Source organism: Arcticibacterium sp. (assembly GCF_055134445.1).
On record NZ_JBSRVI010000161.1, the window covers coordinates 42,264 to 59,911 of the forward strand.

At 35.8% G+C, this 17,648-nt stretch carries 10 protein-coding genes; 4 read left to right on the plus strand and 6 right to left on the minus strand.

All coding sequences use genetic code 11. The annotated features are described in order from the left end of the window. Positions 1 to 156 precede the first annotated feature (156 nt). Both ACTBZY_RS21055 and ACTBZY_RS21060 read left to right on the plus strand, forming a co-directional pair. Positions 157 to 2,475 carry a GH92 family glycosyl hydrolase gene (locus tag ACTBZY_RS21055; protein WP_463048361.1) on the plus strand — a complete coding sequence of 773 codons (2,319 nt, stop codon included), beginning with the start codon at positions 157 to 159 and terminating at the stop codon, positions 2,473 to 2,475. Between the two features lie 137 nt (positions 2,476 to 2,612). Beyond that, positions 2,613 to 6,668 carry a hybrid sensor histidine kinase/response regulator gene (locus ACTBZY_RS21060; protein WP_463048362.1) on the plus strand — a complete coding sequence of 1,352 codons (4,056 nt, stop codon included), beginning with the start codon at positions 2,613 to 2,615 and terminating at the stop codon, positions 6,666 to 6,668. Positions 6,669 to 6,776: 108 nt separating this feature from the next. Here ACTBZY_RS21060 and ACTBZY_RS21065 read toward each other — a convergent pair whose 3' ends face one another. The 6 genes from ACTBZY_RS21065 to kduI all read right to left on the minus strand — a co-directional run bounded on the left by ACTBZY_RS21065 (position 6,777) and on the right by kduI (position 12,069). Further along, entirely contained in the window at positions 6,777 to 7,469 is a 693-nt protein-coding gene (locus ACTBZY_RS21065) for a DUF2490 domain-containing protein (RefSeq protein ID WP_463048363.1), read from the minus strand. Between the two features lies 1 nt (position 7,470). Next, entirely contained in the window at positions 7,471 to 8,073 is a 603-nt protein-coding gene (locus ACTBZY_RS21070) for a DUF4956 domain-containing protein (RefSeq protein ID WP_463048364.1), read from the minus strand. Between the two features lies 1 nt (position 8,074). Next, positions 8,075 to 8,824, minus strand: a complete 750-nt coding sequence (locus tag ACTBZY_RS21075) for a polyphosphate polymerase domain-containing protein (RefSeq protein WP_463048365.1) — start codon at positions 8,822 to 8,824, stop codon at positions 8,075 to 8,077. Between the two features lie 398 nt (positions 8,825 to 9,222). Further along, on the minus strand, positions 9,223 to 10,401 hold the full coding sequence (locus tag ACTBZY_RS21080) for a DUF4861 family protein (protein WP_463048366.1): 1,179 nt from the start codon (positions 10,399 to 10,401) through the stop codon (positions 9,223 to 9,225). 16 nt (positions 10,402 to 10,417) lie between these two features. Next, entirely contained in the window at positions 10,418 to 11,209 is a 792-nt protein-coding gene (locus ACTBZY_RS21085) for a gluconate 5-dehydrogenase (RefSeq protein WP_463048367.1), read from the minus strand. Positions 11,210 to 11,226: 17 nt separating this feature from the next. Further along, complete coding sequence (gene kduI / locus ACTBZY_RS21090; RefSeq protein ID WP_463048368.1) at positions 11,227 to 12,069, minus strand: 5-dehydro-4-deoxy-D-glucuronate isomerase; 843 nt, start codon at positions 12,067 to 12,069, stop codon at positions 11,227 to 11,229. A gap of 119 nt (positions 12,070 to 12,188) precedes the next feature. On the opposite strand from kduI, the gene ACTBZY_RS21095 reads away from it, so the two are divergent. Together ACTBZY_RS21095 and ACTBZY_RS21100 are read left to right on the plus strand one after the other, a co-directional pair. Continuing rightward, entirely contained in the window at positions 12,189 to 13,208 is a 1,020-nt protein-coding gene (locus ACTBZY_RS21095; RefSeq protein ID WP_463048369.1) for a LacI family DNA-binding transcriptional regulator, read from the plus strand. A gap of 234 nt (positions 13,209 to 13,442) precedes the next feature. Then, complete coding sequence (locus ACTBZY_RS21100) at positions 13,443 to 17,636, plus strand: hybrid sensor histidine kinase/response regulator transcription factor (protein WP_463048370.1); 4,194 nt, start codon at positions 13,443 to 13,445, stop codon at positions 17,634 to 17,636. Positions 17,637 to 17,648 lie beyond the last annotated feature (12 nt).

A 17,648-nucleotide genomic window follows, 5' to 3' on the forward strand; every position in this document is an offset into this window, starting at 1 on the left:
AAACTTACCGCTAACTAGGTAAGACAAGGTGGGTTATATTTAAGCTGCAATTTATCTTTGTTTTTACTTATTCAATCATAGGAAATGATGGAACCTAGAAACTAAAAAGAGGGATTACCATTGCAAGAAATACTTTAAAATATTCTAAATAATTAAATGAAATTAATAAACGTATATCATAAAGGGTTGGCAATCGCTATTCTTCTTTCTATCACTGTTCTCTCTTGTAAAGTGAATGAAAAAAATGCCAATGCCGGATATTTAACCGATAAGGTTTATCCAACGCTAGACTCAGAAAACTCAAGGTGGTTTTTCTTTTCATCGGCAAGTAGACCATTCGGAATGGTTAACTTAAGTCCCGACAATGAAATAGATGGTGCTTGGGGCAGTGGATATAGATATAAGGTAGATACCATTAAAGGTTTTAGCCATATTCATGCTTGGCAAATGTCTGGATTATCCGTTATGCCTGTAACATTTTCGGATGAAAACAGCAAAAGCATTTTTACCGATTTCTATTCGAAATTTAGCCATGACAATGAGCTGATAAAACCTGGATATCATAAGGTTGAGTTAGAAAGATTTAACATAAAAGCCGAATTAACCAGTACAAAGCGTGTTGGCTTTCATAAATATTCTTTTCCGAAAGGTCAAAATGCAGGGATATTATTCAATCTAAATACCATGTTAGGTCCATGTGAAAATTTGGATGGCGTATTAGAAAAAATAGGTGATAGAGAAATAACAGGAAAGCTTGTAGCTGCACCTACACGTAGAAGACCAAAACCCCTGGAAATTTTCTTTAAAGTGGAATTTAACCAAGCTTTTGAAGCTATTGAAAAGGATGCTAAAACTGGAAATTATTTAATCCGATTAAAGGCTTCTGATGAGCCTGTTTTAATGAAAGCGGGTATTTCATATACCTCGATAGAAAATGCTTCTAATAATATCGCTACAGAATTACCACAATGGAATTTTGACAAAATTGTTGCAGATTCTCAGAACGAATGGGAAGGGTTATTAGGCAGAATTGAAGTTAAAGGTGGTTCAGACCAAGAACAGCGACGCTTTTACACGGACCTTTGGCATGCACTACAAGGCAGAAGGATAATAAGCGATGCTAATGGTGCCTATCCAGATAATACAGGAAATACTTTTAGAGTGGGTCAGATTCCACTCCAGGAAAATGGCAAACCGAAATTCAACCATTATAACTCTGACTCTTTCTGGGGAGCACAATGGACCATCAATTCTCTATGGGGATTAGTTTATCCAGAGATTATGAAAGAATTCACCTATTCTTTATTACAGTATTATAAAGACGGAGGCTTGATACCGCGTGGTCCTTCCGGAGGAAACTATACCTATGTAATGACGGGAGCATCCTCCACCCCATTTATGGTTACTGCCATTCAAAAAGGAATTGTCACAGAAGACTTAGAAGAAATTTACCAAGCTTTAAAGGTAAACCATATGCCTGGTGGTATCATGGAGAAATCTGGTTATGAGCACAATACCAAACTTGGTGGAGGATTAAAATATTATATCGAAAATGGTTTTGTACCCTATCCTATTCCAGAGGGTAGATTTGGCGGTCACCAAGAAGGTGCCAGTTTAACCATGGAATACGCCTACCAGGATTGGACCTTGGCTCAATTGGCAAAAAAACTAGGGCATGAAGATGACTATAACTATTTTATCAAAAGGTCGAAAAATTATCAAAATGTTTTTGATCCATCTACAGGTTGGATGAGGGCCAAAGACATCAATGGAACTTGGAAAAAAGATTTTGACCCCTATCAAACAGAGCATGGATTTATAGAATCAAATGGAGCACAATCTACTTGGTTTGTTCCTCACGATTTAGGAGGCTTAGCTACGCTCATGGGAGGAACTGAAAATGCGATAGATAAATTAAACAGTCAGTTTATTACGGCCGAAAAACTAAATTTTACAGCCGGCAATTCGCATGCTCAAGAACTACATCCAGAATACAGACGCATTCCTATAAATTACGGCAATCAGCCTTCTATACAGACCGCTTTTATTTTCAACAAATTGGGTCAATATGATCTTACCCAATATTGGTCTAGAAAAGTGGTAAATAAAGCTTTTGCCGGTCTTTCGCCAGCTACAGGGTATAATGGAGATGAAGATCAGGGATTAATGGGAAGCTTAGCCGTATTAATGAAAATGGGTTTATTTCAAATGAATGGCGGAACAGATGACCATTCTGAATATCAAATAGGAAGTCCGATTTTCAACGAAATTATTATTCACTTAAATCCAGATTATTATATAGGCAAAAAATTTGTGATTAAGGCTGAAAACAACAGTCCTAGTAATGTTTATGTTAACAAGGTAGAGTTTAATCAAAAAGTGATTTCGAATTTCACTTTAAAGCATTCTGATATTACTAACGGAGGTGAGCTTGTTTTGGAAATGTCAGAGAATGTTGGACTAAAAACTAAATGATTTGCCCGAACTGCAAGAATTTATATTCAGTTATAGTTTTACTTTTGACCGCTTCTTTAATACGAATATTTCTCAAAAAAGTGTCATAACAAACGGTTAAAATCTTATATTAGGTATCATGTCTAAGTTCGTTGCTAGTGCAGAATAATTTCAACCTTTTATATAAGTTAATACTTGTTTTTAGTGCCATTACATTTCAAAGTATTGGGCAGGATTTGAAATTTGACCACTATAACGACAATAACGGTCTTTCTCATAATTCTATAAGGCATATAGTTCAGGATAAGCACGGATTTTTATGGATTGGGACCTTTTCAGGACTTAATCGTTTTGATGGCTATGAATTCAAATCTTATTTAAGTACGTCTGAAGGGAATAATAAAATTCCTAACGACGACATTACGGCTTTAGAATTAGATGAAGCGTCAAACAATCTATGGATTGGAACCCGAAAGGGCTTAACATTATTAAAGTTAGATACGCATCAATTTACCACATTTTTAAACGAGGAAGGAAACCCTAAAAGTTTACCAGATAATGAGGTTCGTTCCGTTTATATAGATAAATACAAACGTGTTTGGGTGGGAACAAAAGACAAAGGGCTTTATCGGTTTAATTTAGACGACAAACAATTCATAAAAATACATCTGCCTAATTTCAACTATATTAAAGAAATTTTCGAAGACACCTCCGGCAATATCTGGATTGGAAGTTTCGAGACCGCTTCTGTTGCCAAAATAAGGCTAGATAGTAAAGGAGAAGTACAGCACACCTCCACTTATACCCTTAAGGTTACAGACTCTTCTGAGCGAAACCCTTATTTGCATTTTATCTTTGAAGACAGTAAAAAAGACATTTTCGCGGGAACAAGAAAAGGCCTCTTTAAGCTCAATAAATCAACACAAAAATTTGAAAACATTTATATAAAAAACACGAAAACAAGAGAGGCTTTGGGACCCTATTTTGTCTCCATTGCTCAGGATCCCGATGGTAAATACTGGGTAGGCACGCTAGGTGGAATTCTTGTTTGTGAAAACCTAGAAGATATTGCCCAAGGTAATTTTGAGTGGCATTATTCCATTTTAACTGATCAAACTTCTTTGGTCGACAACTTGGTGACCTCTTTGTATTTTGATCCATCAGGCATTTTATGGATCGGTACAGAGGATGGTTTGGATAAATATGACCCCAATAGAAACCATTTCAAATTCAATAAGGACATCTCAAAATTTATTGATGGGAAAGCACCTAGAATACGTGGTTTTGCTAGAACGTACAATAATAAAGTTGTTGTAGCCACTAGGCACAGCGGACTTTTTATAAAAGAAAACAATCAGTTTGTTCCTTTATATAATAACCAAAAAGATATCGCCCATATTTATACAAAAGATGGAAAGATATTTTATTGCGGTTTATGGAATGGTAAAGTTTTAGTCTATAACTATACCAAAAATCAATCTATTGAAGTAGATGTTGGTTTCGAACAAGTAGCCATTTCCTCCATTAAAATCATCAATGAGAATGACATTATTATAGGCTCATTTGGCCAAGGGGCTAAAATGCTTAAAGTTAAAGGTACCACAATCTCGTCTGACAAAATCGACTTGCTTAAAGATGGAAATATCAACAAAATCATTACGGATAAGGAAAACAATTTGTGGTTTGCTACGCAAGCCGGAGTGATAAAATATAATATTTCCACCAAGGCTATTGAGACCTATAACTCGTCCTTGAAGAAAGGAGAAGGCCTACCCCATGACAATGTCAGCGATATTATTTTTGACAAAACGGATAGGCTTTGGGCTGCCACACGCACAGGCTTGAGTTACCTTGATGCTGAGAAAAAGACCTTTCTTCCAGCCACAGAATTCAGCCAATTGGCGAATAAATGGGTCACAGATTTTCTTTTAGACGCTAATGATAACTTATGGTTAAATGTCAACAATAATAGCGTAGCCTGGATAAATCCAGATACTGACCAGTATAATGTTTACCATGTGAATAGTGGAAATAGACTAGATTTTTTCAGTTCACAAGGGTTTTATAATCTGGGAGAGTCTAATATTTATTTAGGCGGTAAAAATGGGATCATCTATTTTTCACCAGCCAGTATCAAATCAAACGAACGGTCGCCTAGACCTATTATCACCGAAATAAAAATCAATAACGAAGCGATAATTCCAGGGAAGGAAATCAATGGTGAAATACCTTTAAAGGTGGATATAAATGAAACTAAACTTTTAACTCTTAGTTATGCCAACAGAAACTTTTCCTTACAATTTTCTACACCTTCTTATGCCAACGAACGCCTAAATATGTTTGAATATATGCTAGAAGGTTTCGACGACAACTGGATATCCACCACCAGTAGTTATAGAACGGTTCAGTATACCAACCTCTTTCCTGGCGAGTATCATTTCAAAATTAAATCAAGCAATAGTGCTGGCTATTGGAGCGAAACGGTGTCATACAAAATTACCATAGAACGTCCGATTTGGTTTAATTATCCCGCACTACTCCTATATCTAGTACTCTTTATGCTTATCTTTTACTTTGTGAGACGTGAGCTTAGAGACCGAATGCGTTTAAAACAAGAACTAATAAATGAAAAATTAAACAGAGAGCGTGATGAAAAATTGAACAATGAAAAACTGCGTTTTTTTACAAACATTTCTCACGAATTAAGAACACCTTTGACCTTGATTTTAGGTCCTGTTAAACAACTTTTAGAACAAGAATCATTTAATACTTATGCTAAAAGTAGGGTCGATTTAATCCATAAAAACTCCAATAGATTATTACGACTGGTTAATCAAATTCTAGACTTTAGAAGAGCCGAAACTGGTGAACTGGAGTTAAAAGTGACTAAAACCGACATTTTACCCTATACCGAAGAGATCTTTAACTCCTTTGTGGAACTTTCGCAATCCAAGAACATCAACTTTAACTTAAATGTTGAAGACGAGTTAGGAGAATGCTGGATAGACATGGATAAGTACACCAAGATTCTATTTAATCTACTTTCCAATGCCATGAAGTTTACCAATAATTATGGGAATGTAGATTTATTCCTAGGTACTATAGAAGGAGAATCTAAAATACTTAAAATAGAAGTGAGTGATGATGGTATTGGCATCCCCATAGAGAGTCAAGAAAAGATATTTTCTAGATTTTATCAAGCCAAAAACAGTGTAGAAAGCACCACGGGTACGGGTATTGGTTTATCGTTGGTGAAGGCTTTAGTAGAATTACATAAAGGAAAAATCAGTGTAATAAGTACACCAGGAGCCGGTAGTATTTTCACTATCCAGTTGCCTGTCAGTAAGTATGCTTATACGGAAAACGAAATACTTCAGATAACAGCTCAAGAGGAACAAACCACCACTATTAAGCCCGAATTTCTAAACCATAAAAATGTCAGTCGTGTAAAAACCAACACCGACATTAAGCATGGTATTCTAATCATAGATGACAACCCAGAGCTAAGAAAATATGTGGCAGAATATTTATCTGAATTCTACAAGGTATATCAGGCAGAAAACGGAAAAGAAGGATTGGACGTTTGTAGAAAAGTAAAACCTGTGCTTTGTGTGGTAGATGTCATGATGCCAGTGATGGATGGCTTTGAGTTTGTGGAGGAATTAAAAAATGATGAAAATATTAGTCATACCGCTGTGGTTTTATTAACCGCTTTGGCGGAGAATGAAAATAGGATTAAAGGATACAAAATTGGTGTAGATGGATATTTGGTAAAACCATTTGACCCTACCCTTCTGAGAACACGTATTGATAATATCATTAAAATTCATTCTGACTTAAAACAAAAATTTTCTGGAGATGCTGAATCTGATGTTATTAGTCTGGCACACTCCCAAATAGACATTGAATTAATATCAAAAATAAAAGACCTGGTAGAAATAAATATGAGTAATCCAGAGCTGACTTCTGGGCTATTATGCGACAAACTCGCCATGAGTTCGTCTAAACTTTATAGAAAAATAAAACAACTTACAGACTTATCGCCAAATGAGTTTATAAGAACAGTTCGATTAAAGAAATCGGCGGTCTTACTTAAAACTAAAAACCATAATGTGACCGAAGTGGCAGAAATGGTGGGCTTTAACGACCCTTTATATTTCAGTAGGTGCTTTAAAAAACAATTTGGAAATGCCCCAAGCGAACTGATAAAATAAGTTTTTCAACGCTGATCGACCTATTTCGTTAGGCCGATGCCATCGAATGTTGGAAGTTTAAAAAGTGGGAAAACTCATAGAGAAATTCCCCCACTTTTGTACTTGAGCCTATTTCCCTTTTCTCTTAATTGTATATTTATAACTCAATCCTATAATGCTAGCTCGCCTTAATGCTTCACTATTCATGTTGCCTTCAAAGCCATAAAAGGCGTTAAGTTTACCAGATTTTCCTAATTTATAGGAGGTGCCAATAGTTATTCTATACTTTTCCGGCTTGTACCCTTCTGCTGGTGAAAAAATCTCGCCTGATATTTCAGGGTCAAACTTCCAGTGGTTGAAGTTATAATCTAAATTTAGCTTGAGTCTAGTTTGAGCGTCATTAGGGTTATCACTATCTAATTCACTCTTATTTTGATATCGAAACCTATATTTTATGTCTAGTCTATCAATTTTATGCTTATAAGAGGCATCAATTTGGTAACGCAAATGATTTTCATATCCTTGAATCTTACCATTGGTGTCATTGGATCTAATAAATCGCAGTCCTGCACCAAGGCTAAAGCCCTTCCATATATCATATTTCCCAGAGAGCTCAGTAAAGTATCCGTCTATGATAGAACTGTTTTCTTTTAACCTTAATTGTTCTTCAAGGCTTACGCTAAATTTTGAATTTATGTCGTATTGAAATTCTAAGCCGGACCATGTTTCCAGGTCTTTGTCTATGGAGGTTTCGTCCGTTTGAGCTCGAAGAGCCTGTGCCATAAAAAGGACGATAGTTAAGATTGAGATAGTTTTCTTCATTCTAATTATCTTTATTAAAATGAATAGTTACTTCAGCCGTATCTTTTAAAAAATCGATGGTGTCTATGCTTACTCTGCTAATAAGCAAGCCCGTTCTTTTCTCCAAATCATCTTTCATTAAAAGATAATTTTCTGGTTTTATGTTCTCTATTTTTTCGTAAAGTATGGTTTTACTTTCTTCATTATTAACTCGCCATAATCTTTCCATAATGTATATGGCTCCCACGACCAGTATGTTACCCGCAAAAATTTCGGCATAACTCATTTTTTGGTTGGCTAGGGAGTTTATGACAGAAACGCCTATGACTATGAAAAGATAGGTCATCTCTTTAATGGGGATGGCGTCTGTTCTATACCGAATTATTCCAAAAATGGCAAAAAGACCTAGTGCCATACCTATGTCAAGTTCATATTTCTTAAGCGTGAAGCATAATAAAAAGACGATGATGGCAATCATGTAATAGGTGAAAAGGTAATCTTTTCTTTGACTCGATTTAAAGTACAAGCCAGTGATGATTATACTCAAAAATGTGATGTTGATGATGAACCGGAACATCATTTTAAAGAAGTCGTCATCAAATAAGGGGATATCTAAGAATTCCATTTTACGCTGTTAATTTTTGTATTTGTAGTAGTTTGATTTTAAAAGAGTTGTATTTAACATCCTCATAGAGGCTAATGATGCCGAGGCAATATTTGCTTATGCTATTGGGAAGAATATGTCTTTTTTTGAGCTCTTGGTAAATTGGCGAGTTTCTGTTTATACCCTCCTGTTTGATTTCTATTATGGCCAGATCGTCATAGGCTTTATTCTTAAACCCGTTACGAAAATTCAAGTTAAAATCAATTGTAGCTCTTTCTTTATGAAGTGTACTCACCAAGGTGATACGGTTAAATTCGTTTTCTAACGTTGGAGACAATACGTAGCTTCCATGGGTGATTTCTTGAATAAAATCATTAGACTTTTTACTTAGATTTTCTTCAAAACCATCAATGGGTATGCGGCTTTTATGGGTAATTCCCTTACCGTTTTTCTTTTTAATCTCTAAAAAGTGAATTTTAGATTCGACATAGTTCCGTATTCTAACCTTAACTCTATTAATTTTCCCATTGTGGTGCCATTGATAAAAGTCATTTCCAGGGGTGTCATAATATAAGGAGTTATAAGTCATAACCCGATCTTTATTCACCTCTAAAACCCTGTAATTGTTCAAAACAGAATTTAGAATTTCTAAGACTTGCTTCTTTGGGAGAATGAACTTTGTGTCAGATCTTTTCATTAAAGACACTTGGTCCATATCCGTAAGGGATATAGGCCGAAAAGTTTCGGCAATTTGTTTTATTTCTTGATTCATATACTTCTGTAGACGAAAAAAACTATTGTGTCGTGGTGTCTACTAAAGTTAAAATCAGTTAAATAATGGAATTCTCTTTTGATTAACCCTTTTGGAGGCTGCTATAGATCTTAAATTTTAGTGCGGTCAAGGATAGAAGGATCCTTTTAGACTAGTTGAATCCTTTAACCCGCTTTATGCATTAGGCAATCTCCCGATTCTATCGCGACCAGTAGCTAAATTGCTTGAAATCAGTTCGTAAAACCATTTATTCCACTTTATAGCTCATTACGTTTCGCCAATGCATAAACCAGGTTTAATAAAAAAACACTTAAATCCAATTGGTATAGCGGTGCTTTTACCTTAGGATTTAAGTGACTTTATAGACTGATTTGTTATATCCTGTATATGTCGATCGTCTATTTTAAATTAACGGTAAGCCCTAAAGGTGTGTTAATCTGCTTTGAAAAAGAGTCGAGATAGCTTTCCCATTCCGCCTGGTTTTTAAACTGCCCGCTTTCTTTCCAGCTAAAACCAGCATAATAAACCACCTTATTATCTTTTACTTTGATGTGGGCATAAGCATTGCTTAAATCGGCTATCTCTGTATCATACTTTTCAAATCCTATGAAAGCATTTTGAGGTACCACAATGGCGGTTGCTAATTCAGAATCGGCATGTGGCTGCCAATAGCTAACCCATCCATTATCGTTATTTTCTTTCACTACACCGTCTTTTTCGTGAAGCGTCAAACCAGCTGAAAGCGTGTCGGTTCCGCTGATAGTAACATCAAACTTCGATAAGTTACTACCAAGATCTAGACTAATAATTTTCGACTCTTTTATTGGGTTTCCTGCTACATCCCAGACCCCTATTTCAAGATAGAAACTGGTACGAATTGGTCCTGTCGTTATGGTTCTCCATTTTGTGTAGTTTTTTGAAAAAAAGTAAGAATCACCATTTTTTATGGCGACGCCCCCCACCCCTCTACTTTGACCTACATGAAAGTTATCTAAGCCATCACCAGAATCTAAATGATAAGCTCCTTGGTGCTCTAATTCTTTCTTATACCATTTGTTGATAATCGGATATTCTACTTTTTTCAACCAAGCATCTACCCCACTAGAAAGTGTACCTCCCGGAATGTTCTCTTCAATCATTTGTTGAGCCCTTGGACCATACATTCTAAAAGCTACTTTATTGTTTTCCCAGGTATAATCGTCTGTTCTTTCAGGCACAAATCGCGAGTAACAAAGTTCTTCTGCTTTAGGTTTTTCCGCTTCAGATACACTTACAACTTCATAGACATTTTCAGCGTTACCCGCTATTTTGGGTTGAAACAGTATATCGTCCATGATGCCGTCTCCATCATTATCAACCAATTGGGTAAGCTGAAGCTCACCCGTTTTGGTATCTTTAATGCCTGTATTGCTCAGGTCTTCTATGTTCAGTTCTGATTTGCTTAAAACGACGGTTTCAAAAGTCCTTTCAAAATCCAATTCATTTTTCACTAAAACAGTCGTCGTGTCTTTTTTGGGAACACAAGAGTTGAGCAAAAGAAATCCCAAAGAAAAAATAGAAAAATTGATAGTTTTCATACTGATATTTTTGAAATTATTCATTCGCTGGTTTACCTATGGTAGCCAAAATGCCCCCATCCACATAAACAACATGACCATTCACGAAGTCGCTTGCCTTGGAGCTTAAAAAGATAGCTGCTCCTTGTAAATCATCTGGATCTCCCCATCTAGAAGCTGGCGTTCTTTTAATGATAAATTCATTAAAGGGATGCCCGTCTACTCTAATTGGTGCCGTTTGGCTGGTTGCAAAATATCCTGGTCCAATACCATTGGTTTGGATGTTAAATTTAGCCCATTCTGTAGCCATACTTTGCGTCAGCATCTTTAAGCCCCCTTTGGCCGAAGCATAAGCACTTACCGTATCTCTTCCTAATTCACTCATCATAGAGCAGATATTGATTATTTTGCCGCCACCTCTAGAAATCATGCCTTTAACCACATGTTTAGAGACAATGAAAGGACCTACTAAATCAACATCAATGACGGCTTTAAAATCAGAGACCTCCATATCCACGATCGGGGTTCTTTTAATAATTCCTGCATTATTGACCAATATATCTATAGGGCCTATTTCTGTTTCTATCTTTTCGATAGCCGCTTTTACCGCTTCTTCATCCGTAACATCAAAAAGGCTTGGATATGCATCAATCCCCTCCTTCTTGTATGCTAGAATAGCGTCATCTAACTTTTGCTGAGATGAACTTCCGTTTACGATAATTTTAGCACCTGCATTCCCTATTCCCTTGGCCATGGCCATACCTAAACCGTGGGTTGAGCCCGTTACTAAAGCTACTTTTCCTGTTAAATCGAATAATTTTATTGACATGATTGTTCTTATATCGCTTATTTCAACTCATTAATTTTACAATGATCCATATCTCCATAATCTAGGTTTTCGCCTGCCATTCCCCAGATAAAACTGTAACTGCTAGTACCAGAACCTGAATGAATAGACCATGGTGGCGAGATAACGGCTTGATTATTACCCATCCAAATATGTCGGGTTTCTTGAGGCTGACCCATAAAATGACATACGGCTTGATCTGCTGCCACTTCAAAGTAGAAGTAAACCTCCATTCTTCTGTCATGCACGTGAGCAGGCATGGTATTCCAAGAACTTCCTGCTTTCAGTGTCGTCATTCCCATCTGTAATTGACAAACATCCACAACACTGTTAACGATATACTTTCTTAAAGTACGGGCATTAGCAGTCTCTGGAGAACCTAATTCTATGACTTCAACATCGTCTTGTCCAATTTTCTTTATTGGAAAGGCTTTGTGTGCCGGCGTAGAGTTTAAGTAAAACATAGCAGGCTTATCCGCTGAATCACTTGAAAATTCAACACTTTTATTTCCTCTACCTACATATAAAGCTTCTTTATGATTTAGAGCATATGAAGTTCCATCCACGGTAACTGTGCCTGCTCCTCCTACATTGATAATTCCAAGTTCTCTTCTTTCTAAAAAATACTCCGCCTTTAAAGCATCTATACTTTCTAGTTTTAATGAGGTATTCGTAGGAACGGCACTTCCCGTAATAAATCTATCGTAGTGCGAGTACACTAAATTTATTTTATCCTCCTCCATTAAGTTATCTATTAAAAACTCGTCTCTTAATTTCGAGGTATCATAAGTTTTGACATCCTGTGGAGAAGCAGCGTATCTGGCCGTATAATATGTTTTCATTCTTTTGTTGTTTTTATAATTTCAACGTAAATATAAGAAAACAATATAAAATACAATCGATTGGCTTTTTGTAATTGTTGTATATTTGCCTGATACTTAAAAGACCAATCCAATTTCAGATGGAAATAAACAAGGTTACCATTCATGACATTGCTAAGCGTTTAAACATTGACAGTTCTACGGTTTCCAGAGCTTTGAATGACAGCCCTAGGGTCACAAAGAAGACCAAAGAGAAGATCTTAGCAATGGCACAAAGCATGGGCTATCAACGTAACTTGTTGGCCTCAAACCTGCGAAAAAACGTTACCAATAGTATTGGTGTGGTGGTTCCTAGAATATCTAGACACTTTTTTTCTTCGGTTATTCAGGGTATAGAAGAAACAGCCTATAACGCAGGATACAGTGTTATCATTTGTCAATCTTTAGAAGAGCTAGAAAGGGAAGGAATTATTATACAAACCCTGGTCGCCAACAGGGTGGATGGTGTTTTGATTTCCATTTCTATGGAAACGTCAAATTATGACCATTTCCAAATCTTAAAGAGCCGAGGTGTGCCATACGTTCTTTTTGATAGACATTGTGACATAGCGGGGAATAACAACGTGATTATAAACGACTTCAAGGGAGGCTATGACGCCACCCAACATTTAATTTCTAAAGGCTGTAAAAACATTGTGCATTTTTCTGGCCCTGAAAAGTTAGAAATATACAAGAATCGTTTAAGGGGTTATAAAGAAGCATTATCTAAGAATAACATCCCTTTTAGAGCGGAAAATGTTATAAGCTCCCGACTGATGGAAAGTGATGGTCAAGACCTCGTTAAAAACCTTCTAGATAAAAAGGTAAGCTTCGACGGTATTTTTTGTGCCAATGATCAAGTGGCTATTGGAGCCATAAAATTATTAAATAACATGGGCGTCAAAATTCCTGAAGAAGTAGCCATTGTAGGATTTAGCAATGAACCCGTTTCTAATGTTATCACCCCTACCCTAACTACGATAGACCAGCCCGGCTTTGAAATGGGAATTAAGGCTACGGAATTGTTAATTAAAAACATGAAAAAACAAGACGGTATTTTGACTGCTGAAACCATTACTATGGATACAAATCTTATTGAACGCAATTCGTCCCAAAGATGATTTATCTTTTTTAATTTGAAGGACTTCTCGTTACTAAACACCATCTTTAAGTAAGTATTTATTAATTAACCCTATAATTTTTTCTTTAAAACATTCCGATTTTAACGTTTTTCAAAGGGCTCTTAGCTTCGAGTAGGTGAAACACCATTCGATTTTAAGGCGTAGATTTGGGCTATAGTCATTCATTAAATCACTATCAATCAAATGTTTTAAGAGTACTCAACTGAGCATAAGATGAGTTTAAGGAAGTGTTTTTTTCTTTTTTGTTTTTTACCAAGCATAATTTGTTTTGGGCAATTCAATAATTTAAAGTTTGAGAATTTAGATACTTATAATGGCCTTTCAAGCAGTACATGCTTTGAAATATTTCAAGACAAAGATGGTTTTTTATGGTTCGGAACGATAGATGGTTTGAACAAATACAATGGCCATGAATTCGAAGTTTTTAGATCAGAATTAAACAACACCAGAACTTTAAGTAATAACAGAATTAATGCCATAGAAGAAGACAGTGAAGGTAATTTATGGATAGGCACCAACAATGGATTGAACTTATATAATAAGCAAACCAATACCTTCACTCGAATAAATCTTTACCGCCAAATATCACTGGCCAATAGCACTCAAAAAATCATAAACGACTTATTCTTTGACGATATCACTAAAAAACTTTGGGTAGCCACTAATAATGGAATCATTAAAATTGATTTAGGAGATCACAGTGCTAACGCCAAAAACTATGAATACGCATACTATATAAACGACAAAACCAACCTCAAATCTTTAGACGACAATAACGTAAGTGTTATCTTAAAAGACAAAGACAACAAGATTTGGATTGGAACGAATGGCCAACATTTAAATAGATACAATCCCTCAAAAGATAATTTTGACAGAATATTGATTCAGAAACAAAAGTCTTATGAACTCAATCACAAACCCAAAAAGATTTTTATAGATGCTGATGGAGATTTTTGGATAGGAAATGACCTCTCTAATCTAATTTTATGGAATAGAAAAGAAAACGAGTTTAAGCATGTTTCTTTGGTTAATAAAACCATTCCCATTCACGACATTTTTCAAGATCATAATGGGTTATTTTGGGTTTCATCGGATGCATTTGGTTTATACTTATTTAAAAAAAATAAAGGCGAAGTTCTGCTACAAAAACATATAGAAAGTAATATTTCTGATCCTTTTTCGCTTCCCAACAACAAACCCGCAAAAATATTCGAAGACAAAAAAGGAATATACTGGATAGGCAGCTACGATAAAGGCGTAAGCAAATTAGACCCTACCAATTATTCTTTTGGACATTATTACTACCAAGCCAGTAACCCTAATGGATTGAATGAAAAGATAGTACAATCGGTTTTAGAAGACTCTAAAGGAAGAATATGGATCAGTGCTTATAACGGTGGCCTCAACCTATTTGATGAAGAAACAAAATCTTTTAAACATTACCAAAGTAAACCCAACGGATTGAGCTCCAATAGAATCCTCTACACCTTTGAAAGTAGCGACGAAAGCATATGGGTTTGTACATTGGACGGAGGTGTAAACAAATTCAATCCGAAAAACAATACTTTTCAAACTTTCTTACATCATTTAAACGACCCGAAGTCTATAGGTCAAAGTTCCGTATGGACAGGAACCGAAGATAATCTAAAACGGATATGGTTTGGCTTAAGAACTGAGGGCATCAGCCTTTTTGACCCGAAAACCAATCATTTTACTACCTACAAAAACAACAATATAAAAGAGAAAAGCTTAGTAAGTAATTCGGTAATCTGTACGTTTATTGATTCTAAAAACCGTCTATTTATAGGTACATCGCTAGGCTTAAATTATGTAGAATTAGATGAACTAGAAGCTTATATTCCTAAGGACATATCATTTAAAATTATCAAAGAAAATAATTTAGAAGGGGCCGGAATAAATTATGTAACCGAGGATGATTTAGGGAATATCTGGATAGGGTCAGACTATGGTGTTTATAAGCTAAACCCTAAATTGAAACTTGAGAAGTCTTACACATCTAAAAACGGTTTGCCTAATAACTTGGTTTTAGGAATAAAAGAGGATAATAACCAAAAGCTATGGATAACCACCAAAGGAGGCTTATCATTACTAGACCCCAAAACAGATAATTTCAAAAACTTTAATGTCCATGATGGTATACAGGGGCCTGAGTTTCAAAGCAAATCTATTGAAAAAACTAGCGATGGACGTATCATCATTGGAGGTATAAATGGATTTAATATTTTCCATCCCAACGACATTAAAACTTCGACCACGGACACGGTATACCCGCAGATAACAAAATTTAAACTAAATAATAAAACCGTTTCTGCTGGTGATACTATAAATGGTCGTATCCTTTTAAATAAAGGAATATCGAAAACTAAAGACCTTACCCTAAACTATAATGAAAATTACATTTCCTTAGAATTTGTGGCCCTACATTTTGATAACTCTGAGCAAGTCAAGTATGCCTATAGAATGAAAGGGCTGGATAATGAATTTATAAATTTGGGTTCCAACAGAGTTGTCAATCTTTCTAATTTAGAATTTGGGGATTATACTTTTGAAGTAAAAGCCACGACCACAGGAGACTGGGAATCGGCCGAAACCGCCTATCTAAATATTGAAATCACTCCGCCAATCTGGCGAACTTGGTGGGCTTATCTGTTTTATGCTATTATAGGTTCACTCCTATTGTGGGCGATAATGCACTACTATACACTTAAAGTAAGAGAAGGCCAGCAGCGTGAATTAGACCAAAAACAACTTGAGTTTTTTGTGAATGTATCTCACGAGTTTAGAACGCCACTAACCCTTATTTTAAATCCTGTAAATAAAATATTATCTAATTTTGGTAACGACCCCCAAGCTATAAAAGCCTCCGCAACCTCTATACAAAGAAGTGCCAGACGGTTAATGCACTTAGTTAATCAATTATTGGATTACAGAAAAATGGATGTAGGCATGTCTCCCATGCAATTAGAAAAAGGAGATATCGTGAAGTTTAGTCAGGATATATTTTCACTGTTTAAAGACTTAGCATTAAAAAAAGACATCCACTATACATTTAAAAGTAATCCAGCGAGTATCAACTGCCTTTTTGACTTTGATAAAGTAGAAAAAATCATTACGAATTTAATTTCAAATGCGATAAAATTCACTAACAGTGAAGGTACAATTTCGGTATCTGTAGAAAAGCATAAGCTTCCAAATCGTACTTCTAAATTTCCTTCTTTTAAAAAGAAAGAAATGTCAGATTACATCCTATTAACTGTGGAAGACACTGGTATTGGATTGGACATAGACCAGCAGAAAAACATATTTTCACGTTTTTATAGTATCGACAAAACAAAATCAGGAACGGGTATTGGACTAAATTTCACAAAGGGATTAGTAGAACTTCATGGTGGCGAAATATCCATAGACAGCAAACATAAAAAAGGCACAAAATTTACTGTAAAACTTCCTTTAGATGTTAAATCCAAACCAAAAACAGTAGAAAATATCAAAAATGAGTATCTCATAAATTCTATGAGAGCCGTAGAGTATGATATGTTAATATCAAACGACACCACGTCTGACAACAGCGATGACCCGAATACGAAACTAATAAGCGATAAAAATTTACCGATTGTCCTCATCGTGGAAGACAATAAAGAGCTTAGGGTACATTTGACGAATGACTTAAAAGGTTCTTACAGAATTAGGGAGGCTGTCAATGGCGAAGAAGGCTTGAAAATGATTGAAAAATATCACCCAGATGTAGTCATCTCGGATGTCATGATGCCTAAAATGGATGGTTTTGAGATGTGTAAATTGATGAAAACTGATTTAGAGACATCTCACATTCCAATCATATTATTAACAGCCAGAACATTAGAAGAAGATCGCATTGAAGGTTATGAAAATGGAGCCGACGGTTACCTTTCAAAACCCTTCTCGATAAATGTTTTGAGATCGCGAATAAATAATTTATTGGTTGCAAAAAATAGATTGCGAGAGCGATTCTCTGAAATAGGAGGCGTTTTCCCTTCCAGAGAGGTCACCACTAATAATTTAGACGAGGCCTTTTTAGATAAGGCAACACGGATAGTTATGAAAAACATTAGTGACCTTGATTTTAAACAAGAGGATCTGTTGAAAGATATGCATTTGGGGCGTTCTCAATTTTACAGAAAAATAAATGCACTTACCGGAAATAACCCGAGCTATTTTATCAGAACGATCCGCCTTCGATACGCCTCTGATTTATTGCTAAAAAATGAGTATTCCATCAAAGAAATCACCTACATGGCAGGGTTTAACTCAACGGCATACTTTAGTAAAACCTTCCGTGAGTTATTTAAACTTACGCCTAGTCAGTACATAGAACAGGCAGAAAAAGGGGCCAAAACGGCGTCTTAAAATTCGCTCAGA

Bases quoted from the DNA above. Each gene is read 5' to 3' on its own strand.
- ACTBZY_RS21100 (WP_463048370.1), top strand. From the start codon at position 13,443: ATGAGTTTAAGGAAGTGTTTTTTTCTTTTTTGTTTTTTACCAAGCATA.
- ACTBZY_RS21065 (WP_463048363.1), bottom strand. From the start codon at position 7,469: ATGAAGAAAACTATCTCAATCTTAACTATCGTCCTTTTTATGGCACAG.
- ACTBZY_RS21055 (WP_463048361.1), top strand. From the start codon at position 157: ATGAAATTAATAAACGTATATCATAAAGGGTTGGCAATCGCTATTCTT.
- ACTBZY_RS21075 (WP_463048365.1), bottom strand. From the start codon at position 8,824: ATGAATCAAGAAATAAAACAAATTGCCGAAACTTTTCGGCCTATATCC.
- ACTBZY_RS21070 (WP_463048364.1), bottom strand. From the start codon at position 8,073: ATGGAATTCTTAGATATCCCCTTATTTGATGACGACTTCTTTAAAATG.
- ACTBZY_RS21085 (WP_463048367.1), bottom strand. From the start codon at position 11,209: ATGTCAATAAAATTATTCGATTTAACAGGAAAAGTAGCTTTAGTAACG.
- ACTBZY_RS21080 (WP_463048366.1), bottom strand. From the start codon at position 10,401: ATGAAAACTATCAATTTTTCTATTTTTTCTTTGGGATTTCTTTTGCTC.
- kduI (WP_463048368.1), bottom strand. From the start codon at position 12,069: ATGAAAACATATTATACGGCCAGATACGCTGCTTCTCCACAGGATGTC.
- ACTBZY_RS21095 (WP_463048369.1), top strand. From the start codon at position 12,189: ATGGAAATAAACAAGGTTACCATTCATGACATTGCTAAGCGTTTAAAC.